This is a genomic window from Aeromonas crassostreae (assembly GCF_054052445.1).
In genome coordinates this window covers 134,876-150,088 of the sequence record NZ_JBSTYM010000010.1, presented here as the reverse complement: position 1 = coordinate 150,088, position 15,213 = coordinate 134,876, and the positions used below count along the sequence as shown (strand labels likewise).

Genomic DNA, 15,213 nt, shown 5'->3' with positions numbered 1-15,213 from the left:
TGGTAGTGTGGCATTCGCCATGCGAGAGTAGGACACTGCCAGGCACCCAATTAGCGATGATGCGACCGCATCGTCGGCCACGCGAGAGCAGGACGCTTTTAGCAGGCAGCCAACACGAAAAACCCCGCTCATCGAGCGGGGTTTTTTATTGCCTGAAATCAGTCACTTTCAGGCTATTAGTGACCAATTCTTCGCTTTTCTTACTTCTTTTCACGACTCCTGTTCGGTGCAGGGCAACGCCATATTGACCACCCCATCTTCCAGCTGGATGTCGATCTTGAAGCCGAGTCGCTTGGCCAGATTGATCATGCCGCGATTGCTGGGCATGGTCATGCCAGAGAGCTGGCCTATCTGCGCTTCCCTGGCGTAGCGCACTATCTTCTCCATCAGCAGGGTGCCCAGCCCCAGCCCTTTCATATCCGAACGCACCAGAATGGCAAACTCGGCATCTCGCTTGTCCGGGGTCGAGATGGCTCGCACCACCCCCAGGATCTGCTGGTTGCAGGCGCCGTCCTGGCCGACCGCGACGAAGGCCATCTCCCGGTCGTAATCGATCTGGGTCATGCGGGCCAGCTCCTCGTGACCCAGCTCCCCCACGTCGGCGAAGAAGCGCTTGTACCTATCCTCATCGGAGACCTTGAGCACGAACTGCTTGTGGGCCGGTTCATCTTCCGGCCGGATCGGGCGCAGCAACACATGGCTCTGATCCTTGAGCCAGGCCCCCTCTTCCAGCTCGGTGGGATAGGGGCGTATGGCCAGAGTCGTTCCCGCTTCAGGCTCCGGCTGGGCCAGGATCAGACCGGCATCGAGTACCACCATCTCGTTGCCGCAGGCCTGCAGCGGATGCAGATCCAGCTCGCGGATTTCCGGGAAGGCGAGCAGCAGCTCGGAGAGCTGGCACAGCACCTGGGCCAGCGCCGGAATGTCCAATGGCTCCGTACTGGCTTGTTCGCGGATCTTGCGGCTCTTGAGGGCTTCGATGATCTGGTAGCGGGCCAGTGCCTGGTTGAGCGGCGGCAGGGCGGCCACCATCTCCTGAGGGGCGGCGCCGGACTCCCCCAGCAGGATCACGGGGCCGAACACGGGATCCTGCTGGATGCGGATCCTCAGTTCAAGGCCACCGCTGCGTCTGGCCATGCGCTGCACCAGCAGACCTTCGATGCGGGCGCCGGGATCATGCTGGCGCACCCTGTCCAGAATGGCATCGGCGGCCTGGGCCACCTCGGCCGAGGTACGCAGGTTCAACATGACCCCGTGTACCGAAGACTTGTGGGCGATGTCGGGGGATCTCAGCTTGACCGCCACCGGGTAACCTATCTGCTCTGCGGTCAGGGCCGCCTCTATGGCGTCCGTGACGATCCAGGTTGGCAGGGTGGCGAGACCGCTGGCCTGGAGGAGCGGCTGCACCAGATGGGTATCCAGCCTCAGCTGCTTGCGCTCCAATGCCTGCTGGATCAGCTTCTTGCAAAGCGCGAGGTCCACCTTGTCTCCCTGCAGGGAGGCCGGCGTTTCCATCAGCTGCTTCTGGTTGCGGCGGTATTCCACCATGTGCATGAAGGCGTTGACCGCACTCTCCGGGGTCCGGTAGGTGGGAATGCCCGCCTCGCTGAACAGGCGGCGTCCCTCCTGGGCCGAGAACTCCCCCGCCCAGTTGGTGAGCAGGTTGAAGCGTCTGGCCCTGGGGTGCTGCTTGAGGTAATCGATCAGGCTGCGGGCCAGTTCCACTCCCCGCGCCGTGAGGGAGGGGGCATGGATCAGCAGGATGGCGTCGGCCTCGCCCCCTTGCAGCACGGCATCGAGGGCGCGGCAGTAACCCTGGATATCGGCATCGCTGCCTATGTCCTGGGGGCGCCCCGCCAGCTTGCCGCCCCGTTCTTGCAGCACGTCAGCCGCCATGTTGGCCAGGCCGCGGCCATTGGAGATGATGGCGAGGCGCTCCCCCTTGAGAGCCAGGGAGTGGCTGAGGGTCTCCACGGCGGCGAACAGCTCATGGGTATCGCGCACCCGCAGCATGCCGGCGCGGCGAATGGCCGCGTCATAGACGTTGTCGAGGCCGTTGACCGGATCATGGCGACCGCTCTTGAGCACCAGGATGGGCTTGTTGCGCGAGGCGGCGCGGGCGGCGGAGAGAAAGTGTCTGGCATCGTGCAACTTGTCCATATAGAGCAGGATGGCGCGGGTCACGCTGTCGCGGGAGAGCTGGTCGAGCAGCTGGCCGAAGTCGATGTCACAGTGATCGCCGAGGGAGACGAAGGCGGAGAAGCCCACCTCGTGTTGCTTGGCCCAATCCAGGATGGTGGTACTCACGGCCGCCGATTGGGAGAGAAAGGCCACCTGACCCGGTTTGGCGGCGATGGGGGAGAAGCTGGCGTTGATGCCCTGTCCGGGCAACAGCAGGCCCATGCTGTTGGGGCCGAGCAGGCGGATGCCGTACTGGTGGCGCAGCCGCTGCAGCTCGCGTCGCTCCTCATCGTTGAACTCCCCGGCCAGTATGATGACGGCGCCGGTGCCACGCTGGCCCAGGGCCTCTACCAGGGGCAGTACCCGCTCGCGCCGGGTGCAGATGATGGCCAGATCCGGGGCCAGCGGCAGGCTGACCACATCCGGGTAGGCCAGCACACCGGCGATGGCCTGGCTGTCGGTACTGACCGGCAGTATGGGCCCCTTGAACTGGCCCGCCAGCAGATGGCGGATCAGCACATGGCCCGCCTTCTGGGGGTTGCTCGAGGCACCGATCACGGCGATTGACTGGGGTTTGAAGAGCCGATCCAGGCCACTGGGTTTCATGGGGAGGCATCCGTTGCTGGGCACAGAGCCTGAGTCTAACCTGTCTCGGCGGCGGCTTCTGTGACCAGATGCGCCATCAGCGCTTGCCGAGCTCGGCGGCGACCAGATAGAACCTCAGTTCCCCCTGGATGCGTCGCACCGCCGCCAGATGGCGATCCTGCAGATAGATCTCCTGCTCCTGTTCCAGGCAGGCCCTGGGCAGGCCCATGCTTTGCAGATACTTCTCAAACAGCACAGGGCTCCTGATTTCGACGAGATGATCCTTCATGGGCGACTCCTTGCTCTGGTGCGGGTTGAGGGAGCCTAGTGTAGTCAAAAGGGTCAGGGGGGCTAGCTGTCAGATCTGTCACCAAGATGGCGGCTGGGCGGCTAGCCGTAGTTGTGCTGGCTCTTGGCTGTGTCCCAGAATGCCTTGACCAGAGGCTCTTCCAGCCGCTTCTTGAGTACCCCCATGCCCACATCGAAGGGTTTCAGCGCCGGCTTGGGGTCGACGATGCGCACCTTTTCCCCCATGGGGCTGTGGTCGATAACGGCGGCGGGCACCAGGCCGACACCGCAGCCGAGGGCCACCATGGCGACGATGCCTTCATTGCCTGCCACCTCGGCATAGATGTTGGGGGCTATGCCCTTGTTGCGAAACCACTGATCGCAGCGTTTTCGTGCCAAGCCCTGTTCGGAGAGGATGAGGGGCAGCCTCTCCCAATCCGGCTCACCCTGGCGAAACCACTGGCTCAGTTGTGGCGCCGTGCGGGGGGCGATAAACACCAGGGGCACCTGCTGCAGGCTGGCGAATTCCAGCTTGGCGGGCAGGGCGTCGGGGCGAGCGGCGATGGCGATGTCCACCTCCTCGCCGAGGATCTTCTCCACCGCCAGGGCCGGGTCGCCGGTCTCCAGCTTGATTTCCAGCTGGGGGTAGCGGCGGCGAAAGCGCTCCAGCACATCGGGCAACAGGAAGTAGCTGGCGGTGACCGAGCAGAACACCCGCAGCCGCCCCTGCAAGGGTTCGTCGCTGCGTTTGAGTTCCTGCTTGAGCTGGCGCCACTCCTGCAACAGGTTGCCACCGAACTCCCGCAGCTTCTCCCCGGCGGGGGTGAGGCGCACGCTGCGGTTGTCCCGCTCGAACAGCACGCAGCCGGTTTCCTGCTCCAGGCGCTGGATGGCGCGGCTCAGGGTGGAGGGGCTGACCGCCATGGCATCGGCGCTCTTGCCAAAATGAAGGGAGTCGGCGAGGTGAAGAAACAGCTCGAGATTGCGAAGGTCCATCGTTGAAATCCTGAAAAACGGCCCATGGGCCGCATATATCCGCCCGGGCAGAGTGCCAGATGTCATGCTCCGGGTGGGAAGGCGGTCTGAGATTGCGAAGAATAACATTTCAATTCCTGCAACGTACTGTTTCGAATATATCAGTTCAAGCAATATCTGTCCCGCGCTATAGTGGTTTGGTCAACGCCCATAGCGGCACGGAATCAACCGAACGGAGCAATCACCATGGCGAACTATTTCAACACCCTGAACCTGCGTCAGCAGTTGGCCCAACTGGGCAAGTGTCGTTTCATGCAGCGGGCGGAATTCGCCGATGGCTGCGAGGTACTGAAGGGCAAGAAGGTGGTGATTGTGGGCTGTGGCGCCCAGGGTCTGAACCAGGGCCTGAACATGCGCGACTCCGGGCTGGACATCTCCTATGCCCTGCGCAAGGCCGCCATCACCGAGAAGCGCGCCTCCTGGCAGAAGGCCACCGACAACGGCTTCGTGGTCGGTACCTATGAAGAGCTGATCCCGAGCGCGGATCTGGTGCTGAACCTGACTCCGGACAAGCAGCACTCCGACGTGGTGAAGACAGTCATGCCGCTGATGAAGCAGGGCGCCGCCCTGGGTTACTCCCACGGCTTCAACGTGGTGGAAGAGGGTCAGCAGATCCGCGCCGACATCACAGTCGTCATGGTCGCACCCAAGTGCCCGGGGACCGAGGTGCGTGAAGAGTACAAGCGTGGTTTCGGTGTGCCGACTCTGATCGCCGTCCACCCGGAGAACGATCCCCAGGGTGAAGGCATGGCCATCGCCAAGGCCTGGGCCTCCGCCACCGGTGGCGACCGTGCCGGCGTGCTGGAATCCTCCTTCGTGGCGGAAGTGAAATCCGACCTGATGGGCGAGCAGACCATACTGTGCGGCATGCTGCAGGCCGGTTCCCTGCTCTGCTACGACAAGCTGGTTGCCGAGGGCACCGACCCGGCCTACGCCGGCAAGCTGATCCAGTTCGGCTGGGAGACCATCACCGAGGCCCTGAAGCAGGGCGGCATCAGCCTGATGATGGACCGTCTGTCCAACCCGGCCAAGCTGCGCGCCTTCGAGCTGTCCGAGCAACTGCGCACCCTGATGCGTCCGCTGTTCGAGAAGCACATGGATGACATCATCGCCGGCGAGTTCTCCCGCGGCATGATGGCCGACTGGGCCGAGGATGACGTCAAACTGTTCACCTGGCGCGAAGAGACCGGCAAGTCCGCCTTCGAGAATGCCCCGGCCTATGCGGGCAAGATCGCCGAGCAGGAGTACTTCGACAATGGCGTGGTCATGGTGGCCATGGTCAAGGCGGGTGTCGAGCTGGCGTTCGAAACCATGGTGGCCTCCGGCATCTATGAAGAGTCCGCCTACTACGAGTCTCTGCACGAGCTGCCGCTCATCGCCAACACAGTCGCCCGCAAGCGTCTGTACGAGATGAACGTGGTCATCTCCGATACCGCGGAGTACGGCAACTACCTGTTCGCCAACGCCGCCGTGCCGCTGCTGCGCGAGCACTTTATGCCGACCCTGCAGGCCGGCGATCTGGGCAGCGCCCGTGCCGAGAGCAAGGCGGTGGACAACCTGGCGCTGCTGGCCGCGAACGAGGCGACCCGCAACCACCCCATCGAGCAGATCGGCCAGACCCTGCGCGGCTACATGAAAGACATGAAGCGCATCGCCGTCGGCGGCTGAGTGTCAATCAGGGGCGGGGGTGACGACTCCCGCCCATCCGCCAACGGGCAATAAAAAGCCCCGCTCATCGAGCGGGGCTTTTGCATTCAGAAAGGCCGGATAAATCAGGCTTTCCACGCTTTCCAGGTGTTGATCAGACCGTTGGTGGAGCTGTCGTGGCTGGTGACCGCCTCGGCAGTACCCAGCTCCGGCAGTATCTTGTTGGCCAGCTGTTTGCCCAGCTCCACGCCCCACTGGTCGAAGCTGAAGATGTTCCAGATTGCGCCCTGTACGAAGATCTTGTGCTCGTACATGGCAATCAAAGAGCCAAGCGTCTTCGGGGTCAGGCTCTTGAACAGTATGCTGTTGGTCGGGCGGTTGCCTTCGAACACCTTGAACGGCACCAGATCCTTGACCTGCTCCAGCGTCTTGCCGGCGGCCAGGAACTCGGCCTCCACCGCTTCCTTGCTCTTGCCGAAGGCCAGTGCCTCGGTCTGGGCGAAGAAGTTCGCCAAGAGCTTCGGATGGTGGTCACCGATGGGGTTGTGGCTGATGGCCGGCGCCAGGAAGTCGCAGGGGATCAGCTTGGTGCCCTGGTGGATCAGCTGGTAGAAGGCGTGCTGGCCGTTGGTGCCCGGCTCGCCCCAGATGATGGGGCCGGTCTGATAGTCGACCTTGTTGCCATTGCGATCCACGTACTTGCCGTTGGATTCCATGTTGCCTTGCTGGAAGTAGGCCGGGAAGCGGTGCATGTACTGGTCGTAGGGCAGGATGGCTTCGGATTCGGCGCCATGGAAGTTGTTGTACCACAGGCCAATCAGCGCCAGCAGCACAGGCACGTTCTGCTCATAGGATTTGGTTGCGAAGTGCATGTCCATCTCGAAGGCGCCTTGCAGCAGGGCCTCGAAGTGCTCGAAACCGAGGGAGAGAGCGATGGGCATGCCGATGGCGGACCAGGAGGAGTAGCGGCCGCCAACCCAGTCCCAGAACTCGAACATGTTGTCGGTGTCGATGCCGAACTCGGCCACGGCCTTGCCGTTGGTGGAGAGCGCAGCGAAGTGCTTGGCCACCTGGGCCTTGTCACCGGCGATGTCGACGAACCAATCGCGGGCGGTCAGGGCGTTGGTCATGGTCTCCTGGGTGGTGAAGGTCTTGGAGGCCACCAGGAACAGGGTGGTTTCCGCATCAATCTCTTTGAGAGTCTCGGCGATGTGGGTGCCATCGACGTTGGAGACGAAGTGCATCTGCAGGTGGTTTTTGTAGGGGCGCAGCGCCTCGGTGATCATCACAGGGCCCAGATCGGAGCCGCCGATGCCGATGTTGACCACGTGCTGGATCGCCTTGCCGGTGTAGCCCTTCCACTCACCGGAGATGATTTTCTCGCAGAAGCCCTTCATCTTGGCCAGCACGGCGTTCACTTCCGGCATCACGTCCTTGCCGTCGCACTCGATGGGGCGGTCGGAGCGGTTGCGCAGGGCCACGTGCAGTACGGCGCGGCCCTCGGTCATGTTGATCTTGTCGCCATTGAACATGGCATCGATCGCGCTGCGAAGATCGGTCTCTTTGGCCAGATCAATGAGCAGCTTGAGGGTCTCCTCTGTGATCAGGTTCTTGGAGTAGTCGACCAGGATGTCGCCCTGATAGGTGAGGGAGAACTTGTCAAAACGCTGGGGATCCTGTGCGAACAGATCCTTGAGTCGAGTCTCTTTGTTCGCTGCAAAATGGGCTTCCAGCGCCTGCCAGGCCTGGGTCTGGGTTGGATTGATGTTTTTCATAGACTTCCTGAGATTCCAAGTTGTGTTTGAACCTTGCAGGCAAGGCTCCCGCCAAACCTTATTATTGTGGCTAGTATACCGAGCCGGTGAGTGGACTCATGTAACAGAGTGTCTCGCCCTGGCCGCGTCCAGTGTACATTCAAAACCCTCGAATTATGAGCCTGCCCCATGACGGCGGCATTGAGCCTGCTCATCTTTTATCCCCCCTGGCTGGTTGGTGAATGAGTGAATGAGTGAATGAATGCATGATGGCCCCTCCATTGCCTGAGCCAGATCAGCGCCATGGCTGCCCGTGGCCTGACCTGAGCCGTCCTCAACCCCATCCGGTATCGTCATCTTTTATTTGGGTATGGATGCTTGAGCTTACCCTTACAGTAAAGGTTAATGTTGGTGCATGAGTCGCATCACAGGAGACTTATCATGACCACAACCATCCAGCTACCTATCCAAGGCATGAGCTGTGCCAATTGCGCGAGCCGCATTGGGGCGGCCCTCAATCGCATCGATGGCGTCGAGGCCAGGGTCAATTTTGCCCTGGAGCAGGCCGCCGTCACCCTGCAGGATGAGGCCTCCCTGCCCGAGGTGGTGGCGAGCATTCGTCAGCAGGGCTATGAGGTGCCGGGCGAGCGAGTCGAGTTTCAGGTGAGCGGCATGAGCTGCGCCGCCTGCGCCGGCCGCATCGAGCGAGCCCTTTCTGCCCTGCCGGGCGCCCTGTCGGCCGAGGTCAACTTCGCCACCGAGCGCGCGCTGATCACCTTGCTGCCCGGGCCCCTGAGCCCGGCCGCGGTACGCGACCAGATAGTCGCACTGGGCTTTGGCGCCGAGCAGGTGCGCGGCAGCGTCTCCGCCCGTCAGCAGCAGTTGCAGGCGCGGGAGCAGCAGGAGCGACAGGAGGCACGGCACGCCCTGCATCAGGTGCTGATCGCCACCCTGCTCACCCTGCCCCTGTTGGCGGGCATGGTGACCATGGCCGGCCTGCTGAGCTGGCATCTGCCGGCCTGGGCCGAGTGGGCGCTGGCCACACCGGTGCAATTCTGGATCGGTGGGCGCTTCTACCGCGGGGCCTGGCTGGCCCTGAAGAACAGGGCTGCCAACATGGATGTGCTGGTGGCCACCGGCACCAGCGCCGCCTACTTCTACAGCCTCTATCTCTGGCTGAGCCTGGGGGCGCAGGCCTCGGGTCACCTCTATTTCGAGGCCAGCGCCCTCATCATCACCCTCATCTCCCTCGGCAAGCTGCTGGAGGCCCGCGCCCGGCGCAGCACCCAGTCGGCCATTCGCGAGCTGATGGCGCTGCGCCCCGAGCGTGCCACGGTACAGCGGGGTGGGGACTGGGTCAGCGTGGCGGTGGACGAGGTGCTGCGTGGCGATCTCATCCGGGTATTGGCCGGCGAGCGGGTGCCGGTAGACGGCACCATCACCCAGGGCAGCAGCGAGCTGGATGAATCCATACTCACCGGCGAGAGCATGCCGGTGCCACGGGGCATGGGCGAGCCCGTGCTGGGGGGCGCCATCAATGGCTCCGGTGTGCTGACCATAGCGGCGACGACGGTGGGGGAGGATTCCAGCCTCAACAAGATCATCGCCCTGGTCGAGCGTGCCCAGATGGGCAAGGCGCCCCTGCAACAGCTGGTGGACAGGGTCTCCGCCGTGTTCGTGCCCCTGGTGATGGCCATCGCCCTGCTCACCCTGCTGCTGTGGTGGGCCTGGGCCGGAGACTTCGGCCATGCCCTGCTGGCGGCGGTGGCCGTGCTGGTCATCGCCTGCCCCTGCGCTCTCGGCCTGGCGACTCCGGCGGCCATCGTAACGGGCACCGGGGTGGCGGCGCGCCACGGCATCCTGATCAAGGACGTGGACACCTTGCAGAAAGCCCATGGCATCAAGGCGGTCATCTTCGACAAGACGGGTACCCTGACCGAGGGCAAGCCGGTGTTGCAGAGCTGGAGCGGTGACGCCGACTCCCTGCGTCTTGCGGCGGCGTTGCAACAGGCGAGCGAGCACCCCCTGGCCCGCGCCATGACTGCCAGCCAGGCGCAGGCCTCCCTGCCCGAGCCGCAAGGGGTCGAGGTGCGGGTCGGCAGCGGCATTGTGGGGGAGGTCGAAGGGAAAAGGGTGGCCATCGGCAATCCGGCCCTGATGGCGAGCCTGGGGCTGACCGTCGACCCCATTGAGGAGACGGATGGCGCGACCCGGGTCTGGGTGGCCATCGAGGGCCGGCTGGCCGGGGTGGCCGCCCTGGCGGACAAGTTGCGTCCAGAGAGCCGTCAGGCGGTGGCGAACCTGCGGGCGCGCGGCATCGACAGCTGGCTGGTGAGCGGTGATGCCCCCGGCCCCGTTGCCCGGATTGCCGGCGAGCTGGGGCTGACTGGGGCATTCGATTCCGTCTTGCCCGCCGGCAAGGTCGACAAGGTCGAGGCGCTGCGCGAGCAGGTGCAGGGGCGGGTCGCCATGGTCGGTGACGGGGTCAACGATGCCCCCGCCCTGGCGGCGGCCGATGTCGGCATCGCCATGGGGTCCGGCTCGGATGTGGCCATGGAGACGGCGGCCATCACGCTCATGAGAGCAGATCCCCGGCTGGTGGCCGATGCCATCGACATCTCGGCGGCGACCTGGCGCACCATACGTCAGAATCTGTTCTGGGCCTTCGCCTTCAACGTGATAGGCATTCCCCTCGCGGCGCTCGGCTACCTCAGCCCCGAGCTGGCGGGGGCCGCCATGGCCCTCAGCAGCGTGACCGTGCTCAGCAACTCCCTGCTGCTCAAGCGCTGGTGCCCCAAGGCCGGGCAGGCATGAAGGGGCGGGGAGCCAGCAAGAGGACCCTCGCCCCCTCGGCAGTCACAGACAGGAAGCGGCAGCGGCGGGCCATGGCGGACGCCCTGCATCATCCATTGTTCGGTAGCTAGTCCAGGCCCGGAAGCGGGCCCGATATCAGGAGTCATAGATGAACATCAGCAAGGCCGCCCAGGCCACCGGCCTCAGCGCCAAGACCATACGTTACTACGAGAGCATCGGCCTCATCACGGCGCCCCTTCGCAGCGATAACGGCTATCGCAGCTACGGGGAGGAGACGGTGCGCGAACTGCACTTCGTCAAGCGGGCGCGGGAGACGGGCTTCAACCTGGAGGAGTGCCAGGAGCTGCTGGCCCTGTACCGTGACAAGCACAGGAGCAGCGCCCAGGTGAAGAAGCTGGCCCAGGAGAAGATCGTCGACCTCAAGGCCCGCATCCAGGGCTTGCAGACCATGTTGAGCAGCCTGGAGGGACTGGTAACCTGCTGCCACGGTGATGACAGGCCAGAGTGCCCCATTCTCGACGAGCTGGAGCGGGGCTGAGTCGGGGTCGCTCGCCGCCCCTTGGCCCGACCCAGGCTGATGGAGTGGTTAATAAGTGGCCATTTGTTGTTGGCTGCCGGGGGCTGGGATAGACTAGGCGGCTATCGCAAACGGAGTACCTCCCCCTTGAGCCAGAGTGTGACACGACAGGTCAGGCAGGCCATCATGGTCCAGCTCTATACCCATGCCTCGTTCAGTCTGCCCTGTCTGGCGCTGTTGGCCCTGGCGTGGTCCATGCTGTTCCATGACTATTTGCCCGCCCTTGAGGCGTGGAGCTGGTTCGGCCTGGTGCTGCTGTCGCTCTGCGCCCGGGTCTGGCACCTGCGCTGGCGTCGCGCCAGGCTGGACAGCACCCCCCTGGCCCAGCTCGAGATCGAGCTGTTCGTCGGCGTCACCATCACCTCCATCATCTGGTCCCTCGGCGTGCTGCTCTACATGGGGGCGTTGCCCGACGCCTATCGCGCCGCCATGATGATGCTGGCCAGCCTGATCCTGACCGGCAGCGCCATCATGTTGTTCGGCAGTCGGCGCGCCTTCTATGGCGCCGTCTTGCCCCTGGGGCTCACCATCTTGTTCGAGCTGGGCCAGGGCAATGAGCAGGAGCGGATCGTCGCCTGCATGCTGGCCGGCTACCTGTTCATCTTCCTGCCGACCCTGCTGCGTCGCCTGCGCCGGGATCAGGCCGCGTCTCTGTACCACAGCTTCTCCAATGCCAATCTGGTGGCCGAGCTCAAGCAGGTCTCCGAACACCTCAAGCTCGCCTCCCGTCGGGACGGCCTGACCGGGATCGCCAACCGCGCCCATCTGGATCACTGTCTGGCCAAGGCGTGGCGCCGCTGCCATCGGGCCCAGGCTCCCCTCTCCCTGGTGCTGGTGGACGTGGATTACTTCAAGCAGTTCAACGACCACTATGGCCATCAATCCGGTGACGAGTGCCTGCAGCAGGTAGCGGCCCTGCTCGCCAAGGTGCCGCGGCGCGAAGACGATCTGGCGGCCCGTTACGGGGGCGAGGAGTTCGCCCTGCTGCTGCCTTGCACCAGCATGCAGGGCGCCTTGCAGGTAGCCGAGCAGGTGCGCGACGCCCTCAAGCAGATCCATATTCCCCATCAGAAGTCCCTGGTCAGCGGCCGGGTGAGCTGCAGTTTCGGAGTGGCGACCCTGGTGCCGGATAACCATGCCACTATTGCGGATTTAGTGCAGAAAGCGGATGCGGCCCTCTATCAGGCCAAGCATAATGGGCGGGATCGGATCGAAGTCGCCTTGATGGGAAAGGTGGCTTGACTCACTCCTGACAGATTAAAGAGGTCGTCTATGCAATGTCATCGTATCGAAGAGCTGCTCGAGCTGCTGCAACCCGCCTGGATCAAGGAGCAGGATCTCACTCTGATGCAGTTTGTTGCCAAGCTGGCCGGGGAGGCCGGTTTCGAGGGGCCGCTGTCGGAGCTGACCGATGACATGCTGATCTATCACCTCAAGATGCGTGAATCCGACAAGCAGGCCATGATCCCGGGGCTGGCCAAGGATCATGTGCCCGATTTCAAGGAAGCCCTGCTCAAGGCGCGCGGCATCAAGTGATCCCGAGTCCGGATTGAGGGGACGAAGAGGGTTCAATAGAATCTTGCTAAGAGGCAGGTCGTCAACCGGCGATGTGCCTTTTTTGTTGCCGTGAATTGCGAGCGCGCTCCAATATTCGACACATTAAACCCACACTGTTATCAGGCTGTTTAAGATATAATCCGCGCCATAACAACTGACGGAGTGATGGGTAGCAATGGCCGAGCAGGAGAAGATCGACATCAAGGATGTCACCGACAAGGGCGTGACCGGGACCTTCAACCCGAATGCCTTCAAGTCCGGCGATGACAGGTTCAATCCGGGCAATCGCATCTATGTGAGGGCCCAGACCGGGCGCTGGCAGCGGCTGCGCAAGCTGATGGGCTGGTTCTTCATGGTGCTGTTCGTCGCCCTGCCCTGGCTCCGTTACGATGGGCGTCAGGCCATACTGTTCGATCTTGAGCATCAGCAGTTTCATATCTTCGGCGCCACCATCTGGCCCCAGGATCTCACCCTGCTGGCCTGGGTGTTCATGATAGCCGCCTTCGCTCTCTTCTTCGTGACCACCTTCCTCGGTCGGGTCTGGTGTGGCTACCTCTGCCCGCAGACAGTGTGGACCTTCATGTTCATCTGGTTCGAGGAGAAGTTCGAAGGCTCGGCCAACAAGCGCCGCAAGCTGGATGCCGCCCCCTGGAGCACCGACAAGCTGTTGCGCAAGGGGGCCAAGCACCTGGCCTGGATCCTGCTGTCGCTGGGCACAGGCCTCACCTTCGTGGCCTATTTCCAGGATGCCACCCAACTGGTGCCCCAGTTCTTCAGCGCCGCCACCTCGGGCTGGGTCGCCTTCTGGGTCATCTTCTTCGCCGCCTGCACCTATGGCAACGCCGGCTGGATGCGCGCCATCATGTGCATTCACATGTGCCCCTATTCCCGCTTCCAGTCCGCCATGTTCGACAAGGACACCTTCATCGTCGGCTATGATGCCAAGCGCGGCGAGAACCGGGGCCCCCGCGCCCGCAAAGCGGATCCCAAGGCGCTGGGGCTGGGGGACTGCATCGACTGCGATCTCTGCGTGCAGGTCTGCCCGACCGGCATCGACATCCGCGATGGCCTGCAGTACGAGTGCATCAACTGCGGCGCCTGTGTCGATGCCTGCGACAACACCATGGAGCGGATGGGCTATCCGAAGGGGCTGATCAGCTACACCACGGAGCACAAGCTGGAACACGACAGCACCCATGTGGCGCGTCCCAAACTGATTGGCTATGGCCTGGTGATGGTGATCATGCTGGGGGTCTTCGTCTACAACGCCATGTCCATCATGCCCATGGGGCTGGACATCATCCGTGACCGCAACCAGCTGTTTCGCGAGAACAGCGAGGGGCTGATAGAGAACACCTACACCCTCAAGATCCTCAACAAGACCCTACATGACCAGGGATTCCAGCTGGATGTGGAAGGCCTGCCCGAGCACCAGTGGTTCGGCCCGCGGGAGGTGACCCTGAAGGCGGGTGAGGTCTATACCCTGCCCATTAGCCTGGCGGTGGATCCCTACAACCTGAAGCGGCCGGCCCTGGATATCCAGTTCGTGCTCAGGCGCACCGATGCGCCGGCGGAGGATGGCAAGGCCGAGCTGCGCCAGGCCAGCAAGTTCATCAGCCGGCTCTGATCCCGGGAGGCGCCGGGCGCGAGGCAGATGGCGGGCCAGTTTCGCCAATCATTTGCCGGGGGAGTGATAGAATGGGGCGCATCGGCGCCCCTTGTTCATGGTGGATTTCATGCGTTTCAACTATTCCGACCTCAATCCCGATCTCATCCTGGATGCGCTGGATCTCAGCGGCCTGCGTATCGACTCCGGCCTCATCGAGCTCAACAGCTACGAGAACCGGGTCTATCAGTTTCAAGACGAGGATCGCCGCCGCTATGTGGTGAAGTTCTATCGCCCTGGCCGCTGGAGCCGGGCCCAGATCCTGGAGGAGCACGGCTTCGCCGCCGCCCTCAGCGAGGCGGAGATCCCGGTGGCGGCGCCCATCGCCTTCGCCGGCGAGACCCTGCTCGAGCATCAGGGTTACCCCTTCGCCATCTGGCACAGCGTGGGGGGACGTCAGTTCGAGGTCGACAATCTGGATCAGCTGGAGTGGGTGGGGCGCTATCTCGGCCGCATCCATCGCATCGGGGCCGCCCGTCCGTTCCAGCACAGGGTCCGGCTCGACGTGGAGAGCATGCTCCACGAGCCCCGGGCGCTGCTGGCGGCGGGGGAGTGGCTGCCGAGCGGCCTGGCCCGGGAGTTCTTCGGCCTGCTCGATGAGCTGACCAAGCACGTCACCGACGCCCTGCGCCTCGACGTGGCCCAGATAGCCCTGCACGGGGACTGCCACCCGGGCAACATCCTCTGGCGTGACGGCCCCCTGTTCGTGGATCTGGATGACAGTCGCACCGGTCCCGCCATCCAGGATCTCTGGATGCTGCTCTCGGGGGAGCGCAGCGAGCAGCTGATCCAGCTCGATACCCTGCTGGCGGGCTACGAGGAGTTCATGACGTTCGACCACCGCGAACTGGCGCTCATCGAACCCCTGCGCGCCATGCGCATGGTGCACTACATGGGCTGGCTGGCCAGGCGCTGGGAGGATCCCGCTTTCCCCCGCCACTTCCCCTGGTTCAACACCGAACATTACTGGCGCAGCCAGATCGCCAGTCTCCATGATCAGCTGGCGGCCCTGCACGCCCCGCCCCTGGCACTGATGCCGGGCTGGTGACGTCCGTCTCGCGGGCCTGGACGCGCCCGCCTTTGCCATTGACGCCGGCAGGGGGACACAA

Annotated in this window: 11 protein-coding genes; 7 read left to right on the top strand and 4 right to left on the bottom strand. The window is 63.5% G+C overall.

What is annotated here, in order from left to right; all coding sequences use genetic code 11:
* Positions 1-210: 210 nt before the first annotated feature.
* From ACW5W4_RS10335 to ilvY, 3 genes are all read right to left on the bottom strand, one after another.
* Positions 211-2,787, bottom strand: a complete 2,577-nt coding sequence (locus tag ACW5W4_RS10335; RefSeq protein WP_456689298.1) for a bifunctional acetate--CoA ligase family protein/GNAT family N-acetyltransferase — start codon at positions 2,785-2,787, stop codon at positions 211-213.
* A 76-nt stretch (positions 2,788-2,863) separates the two neighbouring features.
* A complete protein-coding gene (locus ACW5W4_RS10330; RefSeq protein ID WP_456689297.1) occupies positions 2,864-3,055 on the bottom strand; it encodes a hypothetical protein in 192 nt (63 codons plus the stop codon).
* A 101-nt stretch (positions 3,056-3,156) separates the two neighbouring features.
* Positions 3,157-4,050, bottom strand: a complete 894-nt coding sequence (gene ilvY / locus ACW5W4_RS10325; RefSeq protein ID WP_408797187.1) for an HTH-type transcriptional activator IlvY — start codon at positions 4,048-4,050, stop codon at positions 3,157-3,159.
* A 225-nt stretch (positions 4,051-4,275) separates the two neighbouring features.
* Here ilvY and ilvC point away from each other — a divergent pair, with 225 nt between their 5' ends.
* Complete coding sequence (ilvC, locus tag ACW5W4_RS10320) at positions 4,276-5,757, top strand: ketol-acid reductoisomerase (RefSeq protein ID WP_456689296.1); 1,482 nt, start codon at positions 4,276-4,278, stop codon at positions 5,755-5,757.
* A 104-nt stretch (positions 5,758-5,861) separates the two neighbouring features.
* Here the strand turns inward: ilvC and pgi are convergent, their stop codons facing one another.
* Positions 5,862-7,511, bottom strand: a complete 1,650-nt coding sequence (pgi, locus tag ACW5W4_RS10315) for a glucose-6-phosphate isomerase (protein WP_456689295.1) — start codon at positions 7,509-7,511, stop codon at positions 5,862-5,864.
* A 420-nt stretch (positions 7,512-7,931) separates the two neighbouring features.
* On the opposite strand from pgi, the gene ACW5W4_RS10310 reads away from it, so the two are divergent.
* From ACW5W4_RS10310 to ACW5W4_RS10285, 6 genes are all read left to right on the top strand, one after another.
* On the top strand, positions 7,932-10,304 hold the full coding sequence (locus ACW5W4_RS10310) for a heavy metal translocating P-type ATPase (protein WP_456689294.1): 2,373 nt from the start codon (positions 7,932-7,934) through the stop codon (positions 10,302-10,304).
* Between the two features lie 148 nt (positions 10,305-10,452).
* Positions 10,453-10,842, top strand: a complete 390-nt coding sequence (gene cueR, locus ACW5W4_RS10305; protein WP_041998926.1) for a Cu(I)-responsive transcriptional regulator — start codon at positions 10,453-10,455, stop codon at positions 10,840-10,842.
* A 126-nt stretch (positions 10,843-10,968) separates the two neighbouring features.
* On the top strand, positions 10,969-12,123 hold the full coding sequence (locus ACW5W4_RS10300) for a GGDEF domain-containing protein (RefSeq protein WP_427262348.1): 1,155 nt from the start codon (positions 10,969-10,971) through the stop codon (positions 12,121-12,123).
* A gap of 30 nt (positions 12,124-12,153) precedes the next feature.
* The gene (locus ACW5W4_RS10295) at positions 12,154-12,417 is read left to right on the top strand and encodes a YihD family protein (RefSeq protein WP_408797197.1); all 264 of its coding nucleotides are present in this window, start codon (positions 12,154-12,156) and stop codon (positions 12,415-12,417) included.
* A 196-nt stretch (positions 12,418-12,613) separates the two neighbouring features.
* Complete coding sequence (gene ccoG / locus ACW5W4_RS10290) at positions 12,614-14,065, top strand: cytochrome c oxidase accessory protein CcoG (protein ID WP_456689293.1); 1,452 nt, start codon at positions 12,614-12,616, stop codon at positions 14,063-14,065.
* Positions 14,066-14,162: 97 nt separating this feature from the next.
* Entirely contained in the window at positions 14,163-15,152 is a 990-nt protein-coding gene (locus tag ACW5W4_RS10285) for a serine/threonine protein kinase (protein ID WP_041999267.1), read from the top strand.
* Positions 15,153-15,213 lie beyond the last annotated feature (61 nt).